Below are 19,905 nucleotides of genomic sequence, written 5' to 3'. Positions count from 1 at the left end.
GGGGCACTTCGCGCCCCTTTCGCGACGCAAGGCCGCTCCTACAGAGGCGGCGGAACCTGCTTGCCCCTGCCATGGTCGCAGTTAACCAAATGCTTCGCAGGTGGGTTTGCCACCGCGCTTGTGTCATCATGCTCCGACCGCCGGTGAGTCCTTTTAAGCCTTTTTATGAACAGACCCTACGCACTGCTGCTTGCCTTCGCCCTGCTCCAGGGTTGCCAGAGCCTGGCCCCGCAAAAAGCCGAGCCTCCCGTTGCCGAGGCGGGCACAGGCGAGGCCGAAAAACCCGTGGTGTACGGTTCGTTCAAGCAAGACACCCTTTATAGCCTGCTGGTCGCGGAGCTGGCCGGCCAGCGCAACCGCTTCGACATCGCCCTGGCCAACTACACCGACCAGGCCGAAAAGACCCAGGACCCTGGCGTCTCCGAGCGTGCCTACCGTATCGCCGAATACCTCGGCGCCGACGAGCCGGCCTTGGACAACGCCCTGGTCTGGGCCCGCAACGACCCGGACAACCTCGACGCCCAACGCGCCGCCGCCATCCAGTTGGCCCGTGCCGGGCGCTACGACGATGCCATGGTGTACATGGAGAAAGTCCTGCAGGGCCAGGGCGATACCCATTTCGACTTCCTCGCCCTGTCCGCCGCCGAGACCGACCAGAGCACCCGCGACGGCTTGCTGCAGAGCTTCGAACGCCTGCTGGTCAAATACCCGGACAACGGCCAACTGGTGTTCGGCAAGGCGCTGCTGCTGAACCAGGACGGCAAGACCGAAGAAGCGCTTGAGCTGCTCGAGGCGCACCCGCCGCAAGACGGCGAGATCGCACCGGTCCTGCTGCGCGCCCGGCTGCTCCAGGCCCTGGACCGCGGCAAAGAGGCCCTGCCCTTGTTGCGCGGTGCGATCCGCGACAACCCGGATGACAAACGCCTGCGCCTGACCTACGCCCGTACCCTGGTCGAGCAGGACCGCATGGCCGATGCCAAAAGCGAGTTCATCAGCTTGGTCCAGCAGTACCCCGAGGACGACGAGCTGCGTTACTCCCTAGCCCTGGTATGCCTGGAAAACAAAGACTGGGATGAGGCCGAAGGCTACCTGCAGGAGCTGATCGAGCGTGACAGCAACGTCGATGCCGCCCACCTGAACCTGGGCCGCATCCGCGAAGAGCGCCACGACCCTGAAGCCGCCTTGCGCGAATACGCCTTGGTCGGCCCCGGCCCCGACTACCTGCCGGCGCAACTGCGCCAGGCCGACATACTGATTGCCAACGGCCGCGGCAGCGAGGCCTCGCGCCTGCTCGCCGAAGCCCGCGAGGCGCAGCCGGACGTCGCTGTGCAGCTGTACCTGATCGAATCGGAGAGCTACAGCAACAACAACAAGGATGCCCAGGCCAACCAGGTGCTGCAGCAGGCCATCCAACGCTACCCGGACGACCTCAACCTGCTGTACACCCGCGCCATGCTGGCCGAAAAGCGCGACGACCTGCCGCAGATGGAAAAAGACCTGCGCGCCATCATCGCCCGCGAACCCGAAAACGCCATGGCGCTGAACGCCCTGGGTTACACCCTGGCCGACCGCACCACCCGCTACGCCGAAGCCAAGGCGCTGATCGACAAAGCCCACCAGCTGACGCCGGACGACCCGGCCGTGCTCGACAGCCTGGGCTGGGTCGCTTACCGCCAGGGCAAACTCGACGAAGCCGAAGGCTACCTTCGCCAGGCCCTGGCGCGCTTCCCCGACCATGAAGTGGCCGCTCACCTGGGCGAAGTCCTGTGGGCCAACGGCAAGCGCCGTGAAGCCCGCCAGGTCTGGGCCAAGGCCTTCGAAGCCCAACCCGACAGCCCTATCCTGCGCAAGACCGTACTGCGCCTGACCGGATCAGAGACCCTTTAACGCCATGTTCCTGCGCCATTTCATCACCTTCACCCTGATCGCCCTGCTCGCGGGCTGTGCCGGCTTCGGTAGCCGCGAAGCCCTGCAGGGCCAAGGCGACCCGCAGCAGTGGCGCCAGCACAAGGCGCAACTCAGCACCCTGGATGGCTGGCAGATCAACGGCAAGGTCGGCATCCGCGCCCCGCGCGATTCCGGCAGCGGCACGTTGTTCTGGCTGCAACGCCAGGACTATTACGACATCCGCCTGGCAGGCCCATTGGGCCGTGGCGCCGCCCGCCTGACCGGCCGCCCCGGTGGCGTGGTGCTGGAAGTGGCCAACCAGGGCCGCTACGAAGCGACCAGCCCCGAGGCCCTGCTGGAAGAACAACTGGGCTGGCAATTGCCGGTTTCGCACTTGGTCTGGTGGGTGCGTGGCCTGCCCGCGCCCGACAGCAAGAGCAAGCTGACCCTGGACGGCGACAGCCGCCTGGCCAGCCTCGATCAGGATGGCTGGCAGGTCCAGTACCTGAGCTACACCGAGCAGAATGGCTACTGGCTGCCCGAGCGCCTGAAACTGCACGGCAAGGACCTCGACGTGACCCTGGTGGTCAAGGATTGGCAGCCACGCCAGCTGGGGCACTGATCGATGAACACGCTCACCCTGCCGGCCCCGGCCAAGCTCAACCTGTGGCTGCACATCATCGGCCGCCGCCCGGATGGTTACCACGAGCTGGAAACCGTCTTCCAGTTCCTCGACCACGCCGATGAATTAACCTTCGCCCTGCGTGAAGACGGCGTAATCCGCCTGCACACCGACATCGAGGCGGTGCCCCACGACAGCAACCTGATCGTACGCGCCGCACGCAAACTGCAAGCGCAATCCGGCACAACGCTTGGCGCCGACATCTGGCTGACCAAGGTCTTGCCCATGGGCGGAGGTATCGGTGGCGGCAGCTCGGATGCCGCGACCACCCTGCTGGCGCTGGCGCACTTATGGCAACTGGGCTGGGATGAAGACCGCCTGGCGGCCTTGGGCCTGAGCCTGGGCGCCGACGTGCCGGTATTCGTTCGCGGCCACGCGGCATTCGCCCAGGGTGTCGGCGAACAACTGACCCCGGTCGACCCCGACGAATCCTGGTATGTCGTGCTGGTGCCGCAAGTGTCTGTCAGTACTGTAGAAATTTTTTCACATCCGCAGTTGACACGTGATTCCCTCCCCCTTAAGATGCGCCCCGTTCCCGAGGGAAACAGTCGAAATGACTGCCAACGGGTGGTTGAGCAGCGTTATCCAGAAGTTCGAAACGCATTGAATTCTCTGGGTAAATTCACCGAAGCTCGGCTAACCGGAACTGGAAGTTGTGTGTTTGGGGCCTTCCCAAGCAAAGCCGAAGCTGATAAAGTTCTGGCCCTTCTTTCAGCGACCCAAACAGGGTTTGTGGCGAAAGGAAGCAATATTTCGATGTTGCATCGCAAGCTACAAAGTCTGGTCAAGAAGTCGAGTGCATAGCGCTCGCAGCAACAGATACAGGGGCGTCGCCAAGCGGTAAGGCAGCAGGTTTTGATCCTGCCATGCGTTGGTTCGAATCCAGCCGCCCCTGCCATTTTCCTTATACTCATCCAGGTATACCCTCAGCCTTCAGGTACTGCGCGTGTCCAAGATGATGGTCTTTACGGGGAACGCTAACCCCGATCTGGCTCGGCGTGTCGTACGTCAGCTGCATATCCCTCTCGGTGACGTCTCTGTCGGTAAATTCTCCGACGGCGAGATCAGCACTGAGATCAATGAAAATGTCCGCGGTAAGGACGTCTTCATTATTCAGCCGACCTGTGCCCCGACCAACGATAACCTGATGGAACTGGTAGTGATGGCCGACGCCTTCCGCCGCTCCTCAGCATCCCGAATCACCGCCGTGATTCCTTACTTCGGATACGCCCGCCAGGACCGCCGTCCGCGTTCGGCACGTGTTGCTATCAGCGCCAAAGTTGTCGCTGACATGCTCACTGTCGTAGGTATCGACCGTGTACTCACCGTCGACCTGCACGCTGACCAGATCCAGGGTTTCTTCGATATTCCTGTCGACAACATTTACGGCTCGCCCGTATTGGTCGACGATATCGAAGATCAGCGTTTCGAGAACCTGATGATCGTCTCCCCGGACATCGGTGGTGTCGTGCGCGCACGCGCCGTCGCCAAGTCCCTGGGTGTCGACCTGGGTATCATCGATAAACGCCGCGAAAAGGCTAACCATTCCGAGGTTATGCACATCATCGGCGACGTCGAAGGGCGCACTTGCATCCTGGTAGACGACATGGTCGACACCGCCGGCACCCTGTGCCACGCGGCCAAAGCCCTGAAAGAACACGGCGCTGCCAAGGTTTACGCCTACTGCACGCACCCTGTCCTGTCGGGCCGCGCGATCGAGAACATCGAGAAGTCGGTACTGGACGAGCTGGTGGTGACCAACACCGTTCCGCTGTCCGCCGCTGCTCAAGCCTGTGACCGTATCCGCCAGTTGGATATCGCACCGGTTGTCGCTGAAGCGGTACGCCGCATCAGCAATGAAGAATCGATCAGTGCGATGTTCCGCTAAGCGGAACACGTGTTGATGTGAAGCGCCCCGCCCCAGCATGTGTTGGGGCGGGGCTTTTTTGCCCACCCCGTTTGGCGCTGGTCGCAAACGCCTGCGGGAGATGGCTATTTTGGAGAAGCAAAATGACTGATTTCATCCTGAACGCCCAAAAGCGTACTGACCTGGGGAAAGGTGCGAGCCGCCGCCTGCGTCACTCGCTGAGCATCCCTGCCGTTGTCTACGGTGGCGGTAAAGACGCCGAGTCCCTGACCATCGTGTCGAAGGAAATCGCCAAACTGTTCGAAAACGAAGCTGCCTACAGCCACGTGATCGAGCTGAACGTTGACGGCGTCAAGCAAAACGTCATCGTCAAGGCCATGCAGCGCCACCCAGCCAAGCAATTCATCATGCACGCTGACTTCGTTCGCGTCGTTGCTGGCCAGAAGCTGACCGCCAAGGTTCCGGTTCACTTCATCGGCGAAGAAGCCCCGATCAAGAAAGGCGGCGAGATCTCGCACGTTGTTTCCGAGATCGAAGTTTCTTGCGAAGCCAAAGACCTGCCTGAGTTCATCGAAGTTGACCTGGCCAACGCCGAAGTCGGCAGCATCATCCACCTGTCGGACCTGAAAGCTCCGAAAGGCGTAGAGTTCGTCGCTCTGGCCCACGGTGATGACAAAGCTGTTGCCAACGTTCACGCGCCACGCGTTGCTCCAGAAGCTGAAGGCGCTGCCGAGTAATCCACTCGCACGCCGGTGTTGATCGGGTTACAGTGCCACGCGCCCTGTAACCCACCAACTCCAAGGAAGAGCCCCTGACGTGACCGCCATCCAGTTGATCGTTGGCCTGGGTAACCCCGGCCCCGAATACGAACAGACCCGGCATAACGCAGGGGCTCTTTTCGTTGAACGCATTGCCAGCGCCCAGCGCGTCTCCTTGACCGCTGACCGCAAGTATTTCGGCCTGACGGCTAAATTCAGCCATCAGGGCAACGACGTTCGTCTGCTCATCCCCACCACCTACATGAACCGTAGCGGCCAGTCCGTGGCGGCCTTGGCCAATTTCTTCCGCATCAAGCCGGAAGCGATCCTGGTGGCGCATGACGAACTCGACCTGCCTCCAGGCGTCGCCAAGCTCAAACGCGGCGGCGGCCATGGTGGGCACAACGGCCTGCGCGACATCATCGCGCAGCTCGGCAACCAGAACGACTTCCACCGCCTGCGGCTTGGCATTGGCCACCCGGGCGACGCCAAACTGGTCTCCAACTTCGTCCTGGGCCGCGCGCCGCGCGCCGAGCAGGAGAAGCTCGATGCCAGCATCGATTTTGCCCTCGGCGTGCTGCCAGATGTCCTCGCTGGCGATTTCGCCAAGGCGATGCGCGAACTGCACAGCCAGAAGGCCTGATTTCCTAGAGAGGGAATACCCATGGGTTTCAATTGCGGCATCGTCGGCCTGCCCAACGTCGGCAAGTCCACCCTGTTCAACGCCCTGACCAAGTCTGGCATCGCGGCGGAGAACTTCCCTTTCTGCACCATCGAGCCGAACAGCGGCATCGTGCCGATGCCCGATGCGCGCCTGGCTGCACTGGCGGAAATCGTCAAGCCTAACCGCATCCTGCCGACCACCATGGAATTCGTCGACATCGCAGGCCTGGTGGCGGGCGCTTCGAAGGGTGAAGGCCTGGGCAACAAGTTCCTCGCCAACATCCGCGAGACCGATGCCATCGCCCACGTGGTGCGCTGCTTCGAAGACGAGAACGTGATTCACGTTTCCAACAGCGTCGACCCCAAGCGTGACATCGAGATCATCGACCTCGAGCTGATCTTCGCCGACCTCGACAGCTGCGAGAAGCAACTGCAGAAGGTTGCCCGCAACGCCAAGGGCGGCGACAAAGAAGCCCTGGCGCAAAAGGCCATCCTGGAAAAGCTGATCCCGCACTTCACCGAAGGCAAGCCAGCGCGCAGCTTGATGAAGCACATGGCTGACGACGAAAAGGCCGTCATCCGTGGCTTCCACCTGCTGACCAGCAAGCCGGTGATGTACATCGCCAACGTCGCTGAAGACGGCTTCGACAACAACCCGCACCTGGACGTAGTCCGTGCCATCGCCGAAGAAGAAGGCGCGGTCGTGGTGCCGGTCTGCAACAAGATCGAAGCCGAAATCGCCGAGCTGGACGACGGTGAAGAGAAAGACATGTTCCTCGAGGCCCTGGGCCTGGAAGAGCCTGGCCTGAACCGCGTGATCCGCGCTGGTTACGAGCTGCTGAACCTGCAGACCTACTTCACTGCCGGTGTGCAGGAAGTCCGCGCCTGGACCGTCCGCGTCGGCGCCACCGCGCCACAGGCGGCCGGTGTTATCCACACCGACTTCGAAAAAGGCTTCATCCGCGCCGAAGTGGTAGCGTATGAAGACTTCATCCAGTTCAAGGGTGAAAGCGGCGCCAAGGAAGCCGGTAAATGGCGCCTGGAAGGTAAAGACTACATCGTCAAAGACGGTGACGTGATGCACTTCCGCTTTAACGTCTGATGGGAGCCGTGGGATTCCACGGTACTTGAAAGACTTCAAAACCCCCGTGATCGCTAAGCGACACGGGGGTTTTGTACTTAAGGGTATGAGCCTTCCCTGCTTGCAAGGTTATGGGTTATCACGTGATGAAAAAAGCCTTGATCCTATTCCACTGTTAGTGGACTATAGGCCTGCGTTTATACGTAAACCAAAGGGTGGTTACAGGGATCTTCGGATCGCACCCCGTTGCTGGGAAACCAGCTCGCCGAGCGCGACGTGAGAACGACCTGCCCCGTCGAAGCATGCATCGACGGCTGAGAATCCCTCCTCGAGAGGGATTCGCCGTTTCTGGGCCCTTCATTTCTTCCTAGGGTAGCGATTGCGGACCTCTTTGGGGAACTGGCCGTTCGGTTTTTTCAGGGTATCGACCGCGATCTTGAAAATGCTGAAACCTTTTTTCCTGATCGGAATACCCGGCGAACCTTCACCCAACCTTGCAAAGTAGGCGCTGGTGACGTATATCCGCAGTACCCTGTTTTCGCGAAAGATGGCCATGCAGATCTTGAACGGTTCCACCTCGCCGCTGGCGTTATTCATGACGTCTATTGTGAAAAAGCTCTCTCCCTGAGTCAGGAACACCGTCGCGCTGGCCAGTTTTTCGAGCATTCCCCGGAGGCACTTGGACGTTTCATAGCGCTCTATGCAGATGAATCGGCTTTCACGACCATCAGCGTACTTCAGTGGAATGTTCCGCTCAGTATCGTCTTTGGTGAAGCAATGAAGGCCGTAGGTGACTACGAAGCGGATTGGATCCTTGCCATCTTGTTTTTGCAAGAAGACTTCGTGACAGTCCAGGTGATTAAGGTCATAGGACGTTCCAGCATGTTCAAACGATTCCCAGCGCTGGATAGCGTCGACGTGAAATTTTGCCAAGCTCAGTCCCCGAGCGCGCGTTAATCGCCCGACTTTACACGAGGATGGGGAGTTGTCAGGCAACCTGAAGCGCAAGCATGGCTTCATTTGTAACGCGAGGTGAGTGCTTCTAGCAGCCGAGGTTACGTCGCGGCTTGAGCAACGCCGCCATCCACGCTCTAAGCTGACTCCAACGGGACCTCATGCAGTACATGCCCCCCTGGAGCCTGCACCATGCCCGAAACACCCCCTCCCCCACGCTTCGACTGGCAACGCTGGCTGCCCGGCGTGGTCACCCTGCTTCACTATCAGCGTGCCTGGCTGCCCAGGGACATCGCTGCCGGGCTGGTACTCACCAGCATGCTGGTGCCCGTGGGCATCGCCTACGCCGAAGCCTCGGGCGTACCCGGCATCTACGGCCTCTACGCCACCATCATTCCGCTGCTGGCCTATGCCCTCTTCGGCCCCAGCCGCATCCTGGTATTGGGCCCAGATTCGGCACTGGCCGCGCCCATCCTGGCGGTAGTGGTGCAGTACGCCGCCAGCGACCCGCAGCGCGCCATCACCATCGCCAGCATGATGGCCTTGGTCGCTGGGGTGTTCTGCATGGTCGCCGGCCTGCTGCGCCTGGGCTTCATCACCGAATTGCTGTCCAAGCCGATCCGCTATGGCTACATGAACGGCATCGCCTTGACCGTGCTGATCAGCCAACTGCCCAAACTGTTTGGCTTATCCATCGACAGCCAAGGCCCGCTGCGTGACATCTGGGGCCTGATCCAGGCCCTGCTTGCAGGCCATGGCCACTGGCCCAGCTTCGTCATCGGCGCCGGTAGCCTGGCGCTGATCCTGCTGCTCAAACCCTTCAAGCGCTTGCCCGGCATTCTGATCGCTGTGGTGCTGACGACACTGGCGGTGAGCCTGCTCGACCTCGACCAGAGCGGCGTCAAAGTCCTCGGCCAGTTACCCCAGGGCCTGCCGGACCTGGTCTTCCCCTGGTTGAGCGATATCGACCTGGTGGAAGTGCTGCTCGGCGGCATCGCAGTGGCGCTGGTGTCATTCGCCGACACCAGCGTACTGTCACGGTCCTACGCGGCCCGCCTGAAGATGCCGGTCAACCCGAACCAGGAAATGTTTGGCCTGGGGGTGGCCAACCTGGCCAGCGGGCTGTTCCAGGGCATCCCGATCAGCAGCAGTTCGTCACGCACCCCTGTCGCTGAAGCTGCTGGGGCCAAGACCCAGCTCACCGGCATCATCGGGGCGCTGGCCGTGACCGTTCTGCTGCTGGTGGCGCCCAACCTGATGCATTACCTGCCCAACAGTGCCCTCGCCGCCGTGGTGATCGCCGCCGCACTGGGGCTGTTCGAATTCGCCGACCTCAAACGCATCTTCCACATGCAGCAATGGGAGTTCTGGCTGTCGTTTACCTGTTTTGTCGGGGTGGCAGTGTTTGGTGCCATTCCGGGTATCGGCATTGCCGTGGCGATTTCAGTCATCGAATTCCTCTGGGATGGCTGGAGGCCGCATTTTGCAGTGCTCGGCCGGGTGGATGGCACCCGCGGCTACCATGATGTGCAGCGCTACCCGCAAGCCCGGCGCATCCCCGGCCTGGTGCTGCTGCGGTGGGATGCGCCGCTGTTTTTTGCCAATGCCGAGCAGTTCCAGAGCACCGTGCTGGCGGCTGTAGAACAGTCCCCTACCGCCGTGCAACGGTTGGTGATCGCCGCGGAGCCTGTGACCAGCATCGACGTGACCTCTGCAGACATGCTCGCTGAACTGGACCGGGCGCTGGAGGCGCGCGGCGTGGAGTTGCAGTTCGCCGAAATGAAAGACCCGGTGAAAGACAAGATGAAGCGCTTTGAGTTGTTCCAGCACATGGGGGAAAAGGCCTTTCACCCCACCGTCGGCGCTGCGGTGGATGCCTACCTGGAGGACACCGGGGTCGACTGGCACCCCTAATGCACCCACTGCCGTGCCCTGCGCCGGTCGATCCAGATCAGCAGGGCACCGGCATACACCGACACCGCCAAGAACAGCGCCATGCGCACGGCGAACGCGCGGTAAACATCCTGCCCCGTCGCGCTGTCCTGCACCGACTGCCCCAGCAGTATCAACATCGTAGTCAGGCAACTGACCCAATAGGCCGGGCTATGCCGCGTCGCCACCGCGCGGTACAGCCGCCGGGCCTGCCAAAGCGAAAACAGCAGCACCCACAGGAAAAACATCCACAGGTGCACGAACAGGCTCAATGCCCCCCACAGCAGGATCGCCAGCAGCCCGGCCAACAAGGTCGAGCCAATCAGTTCTCGGCTGGCGTTGCGGGCATGGGTCTCGCTGGCCTGCTGACCGAGGCTCACCGACTTCATGATCAGTGGCATGAACGCATCCGGTGCGATCAGCGCCAGCAAAAAGGCAGGCATGACGATCAGCGTGGCGCGCAGTGCGACCCAACTGGCCCGTTCAGCGGCGAGCGGCGGCGGTGACGGTTGCACAGGTGCGTCAGCCGGTTCGGGGAACATCACATGCGCCAGCGCCGTGCCCAAGGTTGCCAGGAGCATGCCTTTGGACAAGGCCTCGACCACCGACAGCGCCAAGGTGAAATCGCTGGTGCCGGCTGCGGCGATCATGGTCAGGCCGATCACCAGCAAGTTGGCCAACAGGCCGTTGCCGCCCTTCAGGGCATAACGCAGCACCAGAAACAAGCCAACGCCGACCAGCAGCACACCACTTACCGGCGCATGGCGCAACAAGGGAATCAGCAACAGGCCACTGCCACAACTCAGCAGTACCAGCACGGCCAACGCCGGTGCCGCGCGCAACGGCAGGGGCTGGCTACGCATGGCCAACAACAGCACCGCGAACACCGGCGCCAAAATCGGCACCGGCAGGCCAAAACCGAAGCTGACCGCCAGGCACAGCGCCACGCCCCAGGCCAGGCGAAGCGCACGCTGGCGCCGCAGCTCAATAGGCATACGAGAGCCAGCTCATCAGCCACATGAACACCCGGCCAAGCACGTTCAGCGGGTTGCCCTCGCTGGGCAGCGCCATCACCTCGGCTTGGCCCCCCACCCGCAAGCCGGACTTGTCTTCCAGCTGGTCCCGGTCAAGCTCGACAATCACCGGAAAGCGTTGGGCCGAGCGCAGCCATTCACGGCTGTTCTGCACGCTCGGCAGCGTGCCCGGCGGGTTGCTCTGGCCCACGCTGATGCCATAACCGATGCTGCGTATGCGCCCCTTCACCACCGTCCCAGGCAGCGCATCGAGCACCACCAGCACCGGTGTGCCGGGGCGCAGGCGGCCGAGGTTGTTCTCGGTCAGGTCGGCGCTGATCCACACGTCATGGATCGCAATCAGGGTCATCATCGGGCTGCCGGCGCCCACGTAGTGGCCCACGTCGGTGCGCAGGTCGGTGATCAACCCGTTGGTATCGGCGCGCACCACCGTTCGCTCCAGGTCCAGGCGGGCCTTTTGCACATTCGCCGCAGCGCTGCGCACCTGCGCATTGTCCGCCTGCGCCCCACCCTGCTGCTCACGTGCCCGCACCACTTCGGCACGGGCTGCTGCGACTTGGCTGATGGCCTGGTCGCGCGTGGCCTGCGCGCCTTCCAGGCGGCGCTGCGACACCGTGCCGGGGTCTTCCTCGATCAGCCGCTTCAGCCGCTCGGCGTCTTGCCGGGCCTTGCGCTCGTTGGCCTGGGCTGCCATCAACGCCGCCTGGGCCGAGTCGATGCCGGCAGTGTGGGCGCCGATCTGCCGGCCCACCGTGTCGAAGTCGGCTTCGGCGCGAGCCAGGGCAATGCGGTATTGCTCCTGGTCCAGTTCGAACAGCACTTCGCCCTTGCGCACTTCCTGGTTATTACCCACGGCCACGCGCTTTACCTGGCCGGCCACCTCGGCGCTCACCGGTACCACGTAGGCTTGTAGGCGAGCCTGCTGGGTGTACGGTGTAAAACGGTCGGCCAGCAGGTACCAGAGCAGGCTCACGGCAATCAGCAGCAATACCCAGCGCAGGCCACGGTCGGGCGCTTGCGCAGGCGGTGTTTGCGGGGTGTCAGTCATTTTTGCTCACCTGGTGGCTGTGCGCTGGGGGCAGGTTCATCCAGCAAGTCTCCCCAATCGGTGCGTTGCTGCATCTGGCGACGGGTGGCCGGGTCGATCGGCGCACGGCCTGGGTCCCAACCGCCGCCCAGGGCCTTGTACAAGGTCACCAGGCTGCTGACGGCATTGCCGCGGCTGACCAGGTAGCCATCCTGTTGTTGCAGCAGCAACTGTTGGGCGTCGAGCACCCGCTGGAAATCAGCGAACCCTTCGCGGTATTGCGACATGGCCAGGCTCAACGAGCGCTGCGCGGCTTGCGAGGCTTGATCGCGAATACCTGCACTTTGCAGCGAGCGCACCAGGCCACTGGCGGCATCGTCAGCCTCACGGGCGGCTTCGCGCACACGTTGCTGATACAGCTCGATCAATTGCTGCAAGCGCGCATCTTCGACACGCACGGCGTTCTTGCGCCGGCCGTAGTCGAACGGGTTCCAGATCAGGCTTGGGCCGGCCGCGAGGTCGAGCGTGTTGGGCAGGTGACTGGCCGAGACGAACGTCCAACCGAGGCTGCCCAACAGGCTCAGCTGTGGATAAAGTTCAGCTTCGGCCACCCCGACCAGTGCCGATTGTGCCGCCACGGCCTGTTCGGCAGCGCGGATGTCTGGGCGCCGCTGCAAGAGGCGAGCAGGCACGTCCTGCAGCAGTGCGCGGTTCGGCAGTGGCAACTGGCCGTATTGCGACTGCAGCTCCGGCAGTGGGCCGGGGGGGCGCCCGAGCAGGGAGCAGAGCACGTTGCGCAGGGCGTTGAGCTGGTTCTCGAACTCGGGGATGGTCGCCTGGGTCGCCAAGTACTGCGTGCGGGCCTGCTGCCAATCGAGTTCGTCATGCTCGCCATGGCGGAACAACCGCTCGGTGATCTCCAGGCTGCGCGCCTGGCGCTTGGCGTTTTCTTCGGCAATGGCAAGGCGCGCCTCGGCGGTACGCAATGCAAAGTAGGTGTCAGCTACCTGCGCACGCAATAACAACATGGCATCGGCGTAGTTGGCCTGGGAGGCGAAATACAGGGCATCGGCAGACTCGATGGCACGGCTGAAGCGCCCCCAGAAGTCAATTTCCCAGGCGATGTCGAACCCTGCGCTGGACTGCCAGAACACCGAATCGCGAGCAGTGTCGGTGCCGGACTGGTCTTGCTTGAGGTAGAGGCTTTGCGCCCGCACCTGCTGCAACTGCGGGTAACGCCCAGTCTGCACGATGGCCAGCTGTGCACGTGCCTCGGCGATGCGCAGGCCGGCCACGCGCAGGTTGCTGTTGTGGGCGTCGGCTTCGGCAATCAGCGCATCCAGTGCGGGGTCGGCGAACACCTGCCACCACTGGCGAAAGTCCACCGTTGCATCACGCCGCCCGGCCTGCTCCAGCAAGCGTGTGCTCCACGGGTCCAGCCAGGCCGTTTGCGGGGGTTGAAAGTCTGGCCCGACCTGGGTGCAGCCTGACAGCAAGGCAACCAGGCCCAAGGCGCGACGCCAGGTAGGTCCAGGCATGCCAGGCCCCGGCTCAGGCCGACGGTTCGACAGGGTTTTCGGGTACCTGCAGCGCGACCCATTGCCAGAACAATACGTAGGTCACGCCAAGAATCACCGGGCCGATGAACAGGCCGATAATGCCTTTGACCACCATGCCGCCCAGCGCGCCGATCAGCACCACAGGCATCGGCACATCGACCCCGCGCCCCAGCAGCAGGGGCTTGAGCACATTGTCAGCGAGGCCGGCGACGAAGGTGTAGACGGCAAACACGATGGTCGCCAGGGTGAAGCCCTCGGCATGGAACACGTAGGCGATCACCGGTAGCGTGATCAGCGTGGCCGGCGCCTGGGCAATACCCAGCATGAGGATGGCAATCGCCAACATTCCCGCCCCCGGCACGCCCTTGATAACAAAGCCAACGCCGATCAGCAGCATCTGGATGAAGGCAATGCCGATCACGCCCTGGGCAACGGCACGAATGGTGGCGGTGCACAGTTTGGCAATCGACCTGCCGCGCTGCTCGCCGGATACGCGCATGGCAATGCGCTGCGCCGCCAGCTCGCCACGCGCGCCGAAGGCCATGATCACCCCCGAGATGATGATCGCCGCGATGAACATCAAAAACGCCCCCCCGGCACTGGCCGCGGCCCCCAGCAGCACTCGCCCGGCGTCCTTGAGCTGCGGCATCATGCTGTTGAGCACCCCGCTCAGGCTCTCGGATGCTGCCAGCCACAAGGCATACAGGCGCGGCCCGATCAACGGCCAGGAAGCCACCGATTCGGGGGGGGGCGGTACGCTCCAGGCGCCGCTCTTGAGCAGCGTCAGCATGCTGTCCACCGACTCGGTGATCGACACCACCACCAGATAGATCGGCACCAGCAACACCACCAGTACCAGCAGCACCACTACTGTCGCCGCATAGCCATCCTTGAGCCCCCAGCGCCGCGTGATGCGGCAGTGCAGCGGGTACAGCGTGACGGCCAGGATCACCGCCCACAGCATCAGCTCGAGGAACGGCTGGAACACCTGGAAGGAGAAGATCACCAGGGCAGCCACCAAGCCTGCCTTGATCAAGACATCGAGCAAGCCCTGCGACAGGGCGCTGTCCAGCTTGAAACTCGGCTGCATGCTTCACCTCCGAACAGTCAGTACGCCGTCTTGGCGCGAGTCAGTGATCGGTTTCAGGCGTGGGGCGGGTGGCGTCGGGGTCGCGCAACTGTCGGCTCAGGGCCATCATCACCAACGGCACCACCGCCATCGACAGGGTGATGGCCAGCACCAACAGGTCATGCACCTGCTGCTCGAGCACCTGGTGCTCAAGCGCCAGCTTGAACACCACGAACGCAAACTCACCGCCAGATGCCAACACCACGCCCAGGCACAACGCCTGGGGTCGGTTCAGCCCACCGGCCGTACGGCCCAAAGCCACCAACAGCGGTAGCTTGACGCCCACCAGCAGCAACGTAAGCCCCAGCACCGCCAAGGGCATGCCGAACAGCAGGCGCAAATCGGCGCTCATGCCCACGCCGACGAAAAACAGCCCAAGCAACAGGCCTTTGAGGGGTTCGATCTGGGTTTCGAGCTCGTGACGGAACGGCGACTCGGCCATCAATACGCCAGCGAGAAACGCACCAAGCGCCATCGAGATGCCGACATGCTCCATCACCCAAGCGGTGCCCAGTACCACCAGCAACGCGGTAGCGGTGGACAGCTCCGGCAACCCGGAGCCGACCGTCCATTTGAATACGGGGGTCATCAGGTACCGGCCCCCAATAATGATCACGCCGATGCCGACCGCCACGCCCACCAGCGGCCACGTCCCTTCATCAGCGCGGCTGACATCACCGCCCAGCAAGGGCACCACGGCAATCAGGGGGATGGCGGCAATGTCCTGGAACAGCAGAATCGCCACCGCCAGGCGCCCGTGAGGCTTGCCCAGGTCCTTGCGCTCGGCCAGCACCTGCAAGCCAAACGCCGTGGACGACAGGGCCAGCCCCAGCCCCAGCACGACGGCCGCCGCCTTCGATTGGCCGAACAGCCAATAGGCGAGCAGGCCAAGCACCGCAGCGGTCAGCCCGACCTGCAACGAGCCAACGCCGAAAAGCGCCCGGCGCATGGTCCACAGGCGGCGTGGCGAAAGCTCGAGGCCAATGACGAACAGCAGCATCACCACGCCCATCTCTGACAGGCGTGCGACGTTATCCGGGTTACCCAGCAAACCCAGCACCGAAGGGCCGATGAGGATGCCGGCCAGCAGATACCCCGGCACGGCCCCCAGTTTCAAACGCTGCGCCAGTGGCACCAGCAGTACCACGGCCAAGAGGAACACCACCGTTGCCTGGAGCAAGCTGCCGTCATGTGGCATAGGTCTACACCCTGTAGGCTCCCCGCGGGGATGGGGTCAGTAACGCGCTTCGACAACCTTGAACGGGTAGTTCACCGCCTTGTACTTGCCGACCTTGCCGCGCTTGGGCAATTTCACGACCTGGTCGCGGGTGATGTCCTTGTAGGCAATGCGGCCGAGCAGGTGGCTGATGATGTTCAGCCGTGCGCGCCGCTTGTCGTTGGAGTGGGCCATGAACCATGGCGCCCAGGAGGAATCCGACGCGGCGAACATGTCATCGCGGGCTTTGGTGTAGTCATCCCAGCGGGTATACGACTTCAGGTCCATCGGCGACAGCTTCCACAGCTTGCGGCCGTCATTGATGCGGTCCTGCAGGCGGCGGGTCTGCTCTTCGGCGCTGACCTCCAGCCAGTACTTGATGAGGATGATCCCCGACTCAACCATCATCTTCTCGAACAACGGCACCACAGTGAGAAACTTGTTGGCCTGTTCATCACTGCAAAACCCCATCACCCGCTCGACACCGGCGCGGTTGTACCAACTGCGGTCGAAGATCACCACCTCGCCTGCAGCAGGCAAATGGCCCAGGTAGCGTTGCACGTACATCTGGGTTTTTTCCCGCTCGGTCGGCGCTGGCAGCGCCACCACACGGAACACCCGAGGGCTGACCCGCTCGGTGAGGGCCTTGATGGTCCCGCCCTTGCCCGCACCATCGCGGCCTTCAAAGACGATGCACACCTTCAGGCCCTTGGCCACGACCCATTCCTGCAGCTTCACCAACTCGACGTGAAGGTGCTTGAGCGCCTTCTCGTAGGCCTTGCCGCCCAATTTTTCGGGCTGTGCCTGAGGGTCCTTCTTCTTGGCTGACTTCGACATGGCTCGCTCCCGCTGGCGAATGAAGACTCAGTATGGTCGATCCATGGCGGTTTGCCGCTTCGCTTATTACTCCCGCGCCGAGCCTTACTGGTGAATGGTTTGCTCGGTCTTTGTGTGTGTAGGAGCAGCCTTGCGCTGCGAAGAGGCCGGTGACTGCCTGAAAGATTCTCTGTGCTACACCGGCCTCTTCGCAGCGCAAGGCTGCTCCTACACAGAACCGCCCCGCGTGCGAGGCAGGGCGCTACTTGGCCAGCTTGTCGTAACTGGTCATCAGGTTGCGGTAATCGGGAAGGTGGTTGGAGAACAGCGTCCCCAGCCCTTCGACGTCATTACGCCAGTCGCGGTGCAGCTCGCACGCCACGCCGAACCAGGTCATCAGTTGTGCCCCGGCAGCCTCCATACGCCGCCAGGCCGAATCGCGGGTCAATTCGTTGAAGGTGCCAGAGGCGTCGGTGACGACGAACACCTCAAAGCCCTCCTCCAGTGCCGACAGTGCCGGGAACGCGACACAGACCTCAGTCACTACACCGGCGATCAACAGTTGCTTCTTGCCCGTGGCCTTGACGGCCTTGACGAAGTCTTCGTTGTCCCAGGCGTTGATGTTGCCGGGGCGAGCGATGTAGGGGGCATCGGGGAATTGCGCCTTGAGCTCGGGGACCAACGGGCCGTTGGGGCCGGTTTCGAAGCTGGTGGTGAGAATGGTCGGCAGCTTGAAGTACTGGGCCAGGTCTGCCAGGGCCAGGACGTTGTTCTTGAAGCGGTCGGGGTCGATGTCACGCACCAGTGAAAGCAAACCCGCCTGGTGATCGACCAGCAGGACTGCAGCGTTGTTCTTGTCCAGACGCTTGTATTGGAAGGCCATGGTGAAGCTCCTTGCATCAGCAGATGGGGAATATCAGCGTAGGCAAGGATCAGAGATGGCGGGGACCGTCAGTCGGGGCGCATGCCGCCGTCAGTATTCACGCCGCTTGCGAAACGCCCAACGCCCCACCAGCACGGTGAAGGTCGCCACCAGTGCCACCAGCACCCAGAAGCCATGTGGGTCGTCCGACAGCGGCACGCCACCGACATTCATGCCGAAAAAGCCGGCGATGATGTTGATGGGCAGCGCCAGCACGGTCACCACCGTCAGGGTGAACAGGGTGCGGTTGGTCTGCTCGTTGAGCTTGGCGGCGATCTCTTCCTGCAGCAACTTGATCCGCTCACCCAGGGCGGTGAGGTCGCTGATCACCAGGGTGAACTCTTCGGTCGCCGCGCGCAGCTGGCGCATGTCCTGTTCCTGCAGCCAGTCCGGTGGGCGGTTGAGCAGGCGCAGCAGGGCCCCAGGCTCGAGCGCCAGCAGGCGCTGCAAACGCACCAGTACCCGACGCATGCTGCTGAGTTCGGCGCGGTTGTCACTCAGGCGCTGGGACAGCAACTGGTCTTCGATGCGATCGACGCTGGTGGTGGTTTCGCGCACGATCTGGGTCAACACATCGCCCTGGTCGCGCAGCAGATGCACCAGCAGTTCGATGGACGAATGGAAGCGCTCGCCACGCTTGACCGACGAGCGCAGCTTGTCCACCGAATGCAACGGCTGCAAACGCGCGCTCACCAGCAGTTGGCTGCTGGCGCAGGCCCACAGCGTGGAAATGTCCGACGACACCAGGCCGAAGTTGAACACCACATCGTTGACCACCGCCAACAGCGCCGAATCGGCATGTTCGATACGGGTCGAACGGGAGCCCTCGCGCAAGGTTTCGAAAAACGCCTCGGGCAGCGTCAGGTGGGCGCGCAGCCAGCGCTCGCAAGCGGCATGGGCCAGGTTCAGGTGCAGCCATAAAAATTCGTCGGGCTCAGGCGGTTCGCCGAGCTTGCGCAGCAACTGCGCCGAATCGATCTCGCGACCGGGCTGGCCTGGGCGGAAGGCAAAAGCATAAAGCAGGCCGAACAGGTCATGGTCCTGTTGCGGATGCAGCGCGGGATGACCCATTCGAACTCGCAATGAGGCATTGAGGTTGATGGCAGAAAGGGTGCGGGATGTAGGTTGCAGTTCGATGACAGCGGGTTTGGCGTATGCCGGTCATTTGGGGATAGCCCCGCCAGTTGGCCCATACAAGCGGATCGTCGCTTACTTGGCGACTCGACGATATTGCTGTCTAGGACTGCGAGCAGAATGAGGATCAGTCATTTCGATCAAACCCATAGCAATTGCTGGTTTAAGGTAATTCTTGCTGAATGTGGGACGGTGCGAGAGCCCAAGGCGATCCATCAATTCATTGGCCTTCAATGAAATCCCAATGGGCAGAACATTGAGCAGTCTCGCTACTTGATCGGTTACTTGATCGCCTACTTGATCGCTACCCACTGCTTCGCTGAGGGCTTGAAGCAGTGCTTGGAGCATATACTCGACAAACGGGGTTGCTTCACCAGACTGATCGGCTGCGGCAAGCGCCAAATAGTAGGCTTCTTGCTGCTCACGGATTACCGTTTCTACCGGAAGGTATGCCAGGACTGGTCGCCAACGACTAAGCAACAGCGTCTGCCAGAGCCGTCCCATTCGCCCATTTCCATCAGCAAACGGGTGGATGAACTCAAACTCGTAGTGAAATACACAGCTGATGATCAGGGGGTGCCAATCGTTTTTTACGAGCCAGTGCAATAGGCCCTGCACGAGCGTCGCGACCCGACTGGCTGGGGGCGCCATGTGCAGTAAGCGTACCCCGCGATAGATCCCTACGCCCCCCTTGCGAAAATGGCCAGCGTCATCAATCAGCCCTTGCATCAGCATACCGTGTGCAGCGAGGAGATCGTCTTGAGAGCCGGGGCGCCAGTTCGCCATTGCATCATAGGTAACGAATGCATTTCGGACTTCCTGGATTTCACGTGGCAACCCCAATACCCGCTTGCCATCCAGCAATGCAGTTACCTGCTCCACGCTCAACGTATTGTTCTCTATTGCAAGTGATGCCTGGATAGTCCGAATACGGTTGCCCCGGCGCAGTTGCGGCGTCAGCCCGCTGTCCGGGTGAGCAGCCAACAACCCCACAAGCTCACTGATCTCGGCAACCAATGCCAAAATACGAGGTGTTACCGTGAGCGGTGGTTCGTACTTACTCATTGCCTACAGTCCAAGGAGGTAAGGGGCTTCGTCAGTTTTACGTTCTACACGCCAATGGCTACTGCTCAACACGACTCCTTCCACCTTAATCCACGGGCAATACGAGGGTAAAGCCAGCCAAACATCACTTCACACTTTCCTGAACTGATTATTTGCCCCCAGCGATTTTTCCCCCCGCC

18 protein-coding genes and 1 tRNA gene are annotated in these 19,905 nt (G+C 62.1%); 9 read left to right on the top strand and 10 right to left on the bottom strand.

What is annotated here, in order from left to right:
- The first annotated feature begins 165 nt into the window (after positions 1 to 165).
- The 8 genes from ACMCNM_RS04045 (at position 166) to ychF (ending at position 6,959) form a co-directional block, all read left to right on the top strand.
- Entirely contained in the window at positions 166 to 1,887 is a 1,722-nt protein-coding gene (locus ACMCNM_RS04045) for a tetratricopeptide repeat protein (RefSeq protein ID WP_186681723.1), read from the top strand.
- A 4-nt stretch (positions 1,888 to 1,891) separates the two neighbouring features.
- On the top strand, positions 1,892 to 2,509 hold the full coding sequence (gene lolB, locus ACMCNM_RS04040) for a lipoprotein insertase outer membrane protein LolB (protein WP_027594477.1): 618 nt from the start codon (positions 1,892 to 1,894) through the stop codon (positions 2,507 to 2,509).
- A 3-nt stretch (positions 2,510 to 2,512) separates the two neighbouring features.
- Positions 2,513 to 3,373 carry a 4-(cytidine 5'-diphospho)-2-C-methyl-D-erythritol kinase gene (gene ispE, locus ACMCNM_RS04035; protein WP_412763980.1) on the top strand — a complete coding sequence of 287 codons (861 nt, stop codon included), beginning with the start codon at positions 2,513 to 2,515 and terminating at the stop codon, positions 3,371 to 3,373.
- Positions 3,374 to 3,392: 19 nt separating this feature from the next.
- A tRNA-Gln gene (locus tag ACMCNM_RS04030) sits at positions 3,393 to 3,467 on the top strand.
- Positions 3,468 to 3,515: 48 nt separating this feature from the next.
- Positions 3,516 to 4,457, top strand: a complete 942-nt coding sequence (locus ACMCNM_RS04025) for a ribose-phosphate pyrophosphokinase (protein WP_003247410.1) — start codon at positions 3,516 to 3,518, stop codon at positions 4,455 to 4,457.
- A 122-nt stretch (positions 4,458 to 4,579) separates the two neighbouring features.
- The gene (locus ACMCNM_RS04020) at positions 4,580 to 5,173 is read left to right on the top strand and encodes a 50S ribosomal protein L25/general stress protein Ctc (RefSeq protein ID WP_027594479.1); all 594 of its coding nucleotides are present in this window, start codon (positions 4,580 to 4,582) and stop codon (positions 5,171 to 5,173) included.
- Between the two features lie 79 nt (positions 5,174 to 5,252).
- The gene (pth, locus tag ACMCNM_RS04015; RefSeq protein WP_008099045.1) at positions 5,253 to 5,837 is read left to right on the top strand and encodes an aminoacyl-tRNA hydrolase; all 585 of its coding nucleotides are present in this window, start codon (positions 5,253 to 5,255) and stop codon (positions 5,835 to 5,837) included.
- Between the two features lie 21 nt (positions 5,838 to 5,858).
- Entirely contained in the window at positions 5,859 to 6,959 is a 1,101-nt protein-coding gene (gene ychF / locus ACMCNM_RS04010) for a redox-regulated ATPase YchF (protein ID WP_186681718.1), read from the top strand.
- Positions 6,960 to 7,295: 336 nt separating this feature from the next.
- Here ychF and ACMCNM_RS04005 read toward each other — a convergent pair whose 3' ends face one another.
- Positions 7,296 to 7,871, bottom strand: a complete 576-nt coding sequence (locus ACMCNM_RS04005) for a hypothetical protein (RefSeq protein ID WP_412763979.1) — start codon at positions 7,869 to 7,871, stop codon at positions 7,296 to 7,298.
- Positions 7,872 to 8,084: 213 nt separating this feature from the next.
- Between ACMCNM_RS04005 and ACMCNM_RS04000 the strand changes: the two genes are divergently transcribed.
- On the top strand, positions 8,085 to 9,806 hold the full coding sequence (locus tag ACMCNM_RS04000; protein WP_412763978.1) for a SulP family inorganic anion transporter: 1,722 nt from the start codon (positions 8,085 to 8,087) through the stop codon (positions 9,804 to 9,806).
- On the opposite strand, the gene ACMCNM_RS03995 is transcribed toward ACMCNM_RS04000, so the two are convergent.
- The 9 genes from ACMCNM_RS03995 to ACMCNM_RS03955 form a co-directional block, all read right to left on the bottom strand.
- Positions 9,803 to 10,819: a DUF2955 domain-containing protein gene (locus tag ACMCNM_RS03995; RefSeq protein WP_412763977.1), complete on the bottom strand. Its 1,017-nt coding sequence runs from the start codon at positions 10,817 to 10,819 to the stop codon at positions 9,803 to 9,805. The two genes, ACMCNM_RS04000 and ACMCNM_RS03995, sit on opposite strands and share 4 nt — an antisense overlap.
- A complete protein-coding gene (locus tag ACMCNM_RS03990) occupies positions 10,809 to 11,906 on the bottom strand; it encodes an HlyD family secretion protein (protein ID WP_412763976.1) in 1,098 nt (365 codons plus the stop codon). The genes ACMCNM_RS03995 and ACMCNM_RS03990 overlap by 11 nt, the downstream gene beginning before the upstream one ends.
- Positions 11,903 to 13,423, bottom strand: coding sequence for an efflux transporter outer membrane subunit (locus tag ACMCNM_RS03985; protein WP_412763975.1), 1,521 nt, complete (start codon positions 13,421 to 13,423; stop codon positions 11,903 to 11,905). Before ACMCNM_RS03985 ends, ACMCNM_RS03990 begins: the two co-directional genes overlap by 4 nt.
- 13 nt (positions 13,424 to 13,436) lie before the next feature.
- Positions 13,437 to 14,534 carry an AI-2E family transporter gene (locus ACMCNM_RS03980; protein ID WP_412763974.1) on the bottom strand — a complete coding sequence of 366 codons (1,098 nt, stop codon included), beginning with the start codon at positions 14,532 to 14,534 and terminating at the stop codon, positions 13,437 to 13,439.
- Between the two features lie 40 nt (positions 14,535 to 14,574).
- Positions 14,575 to 15,771: a monovalent cation:proton antiporter-2 (CPA2) family protein gene (locus ACMCNM_RS03975; RefSeq protein ID WP_186681705.1), complete on the bottom strand. Its 1,197-nt coding sequence runs from the start codon at positions 15,769 to 15,771 to the stop codon at positions 14,575 to 14,577.
- A 36-nt stretch (positions 15,772 to 15,807) separates the two neighbouring features.
- A complete protein-coding gene (gene ppk2, locus ACMCNM_RS03970) occupies positions 15,808 to 16,626 on the bottom strand; it encodes a polyphosphate kinase 2 (RefSeq protein WP_412763973.1) in 819 nt (272 codons plus the stop codon).
- A gap of 241 nt (positions 16,627 to 16,867) precedes the next feature.
- The gene (gene ycaC / locus ACMCNM_RS03965; protein ID WP_027594492.1) at positions 16,868 to 17,488 is read right to left on the bottom strand and encodes an isochorismate family cysteine hydrolase YcaC; all 621 of its coding nucleotides are present in this window, start codon (positions 17,486 to 17,488) and stop codon (positions 16,868 to 16,870) included.
- A gap of 90 nt (positions 17,489 to 17,578) precedes the next feature.
- Positions 17,579 to 18,598: a transporter gene (locus ACMCNM_RS03960; RefSeq protein WP_027594493.1), complete on the bottom strand. Its 1,020-nt coding sequence runs from the start codon at positions 18,596 to 18,598 to the stop codon at positions 17,579 to 17,581.
- 138 nt (positions 18,599 to 18,736) lie between these two features.
- Positions 18,737 to 19,726, bottom strand: a complete 990-nt coding sequence (locus tag ACMCNM_RS03955) for a Fic family protein (protein ID WP_186681699.1) — start codon at positions 19,724 to 19,726, stop codon at positions 18,737 to 18,739.
- Between the last annotated feature and the right edge of the window lie 179 nt (positions 19,727 to 19,905).

Source organism: Pseudomonas sp. NGC7 (genome assembly GCF_047159675.1).
GTDB classification, from domain to species: domain Bacteria; phylum Pseudomonadota; class Gammaproteobacteria; order Pseudomonadales; family Pseudomonadaceae; genus Aquipseudomonas; species Aquipseudomonas kermanshahensis.
This window is presented reverse-complemented; position numbering and strand designations above follow the sequence as displayed.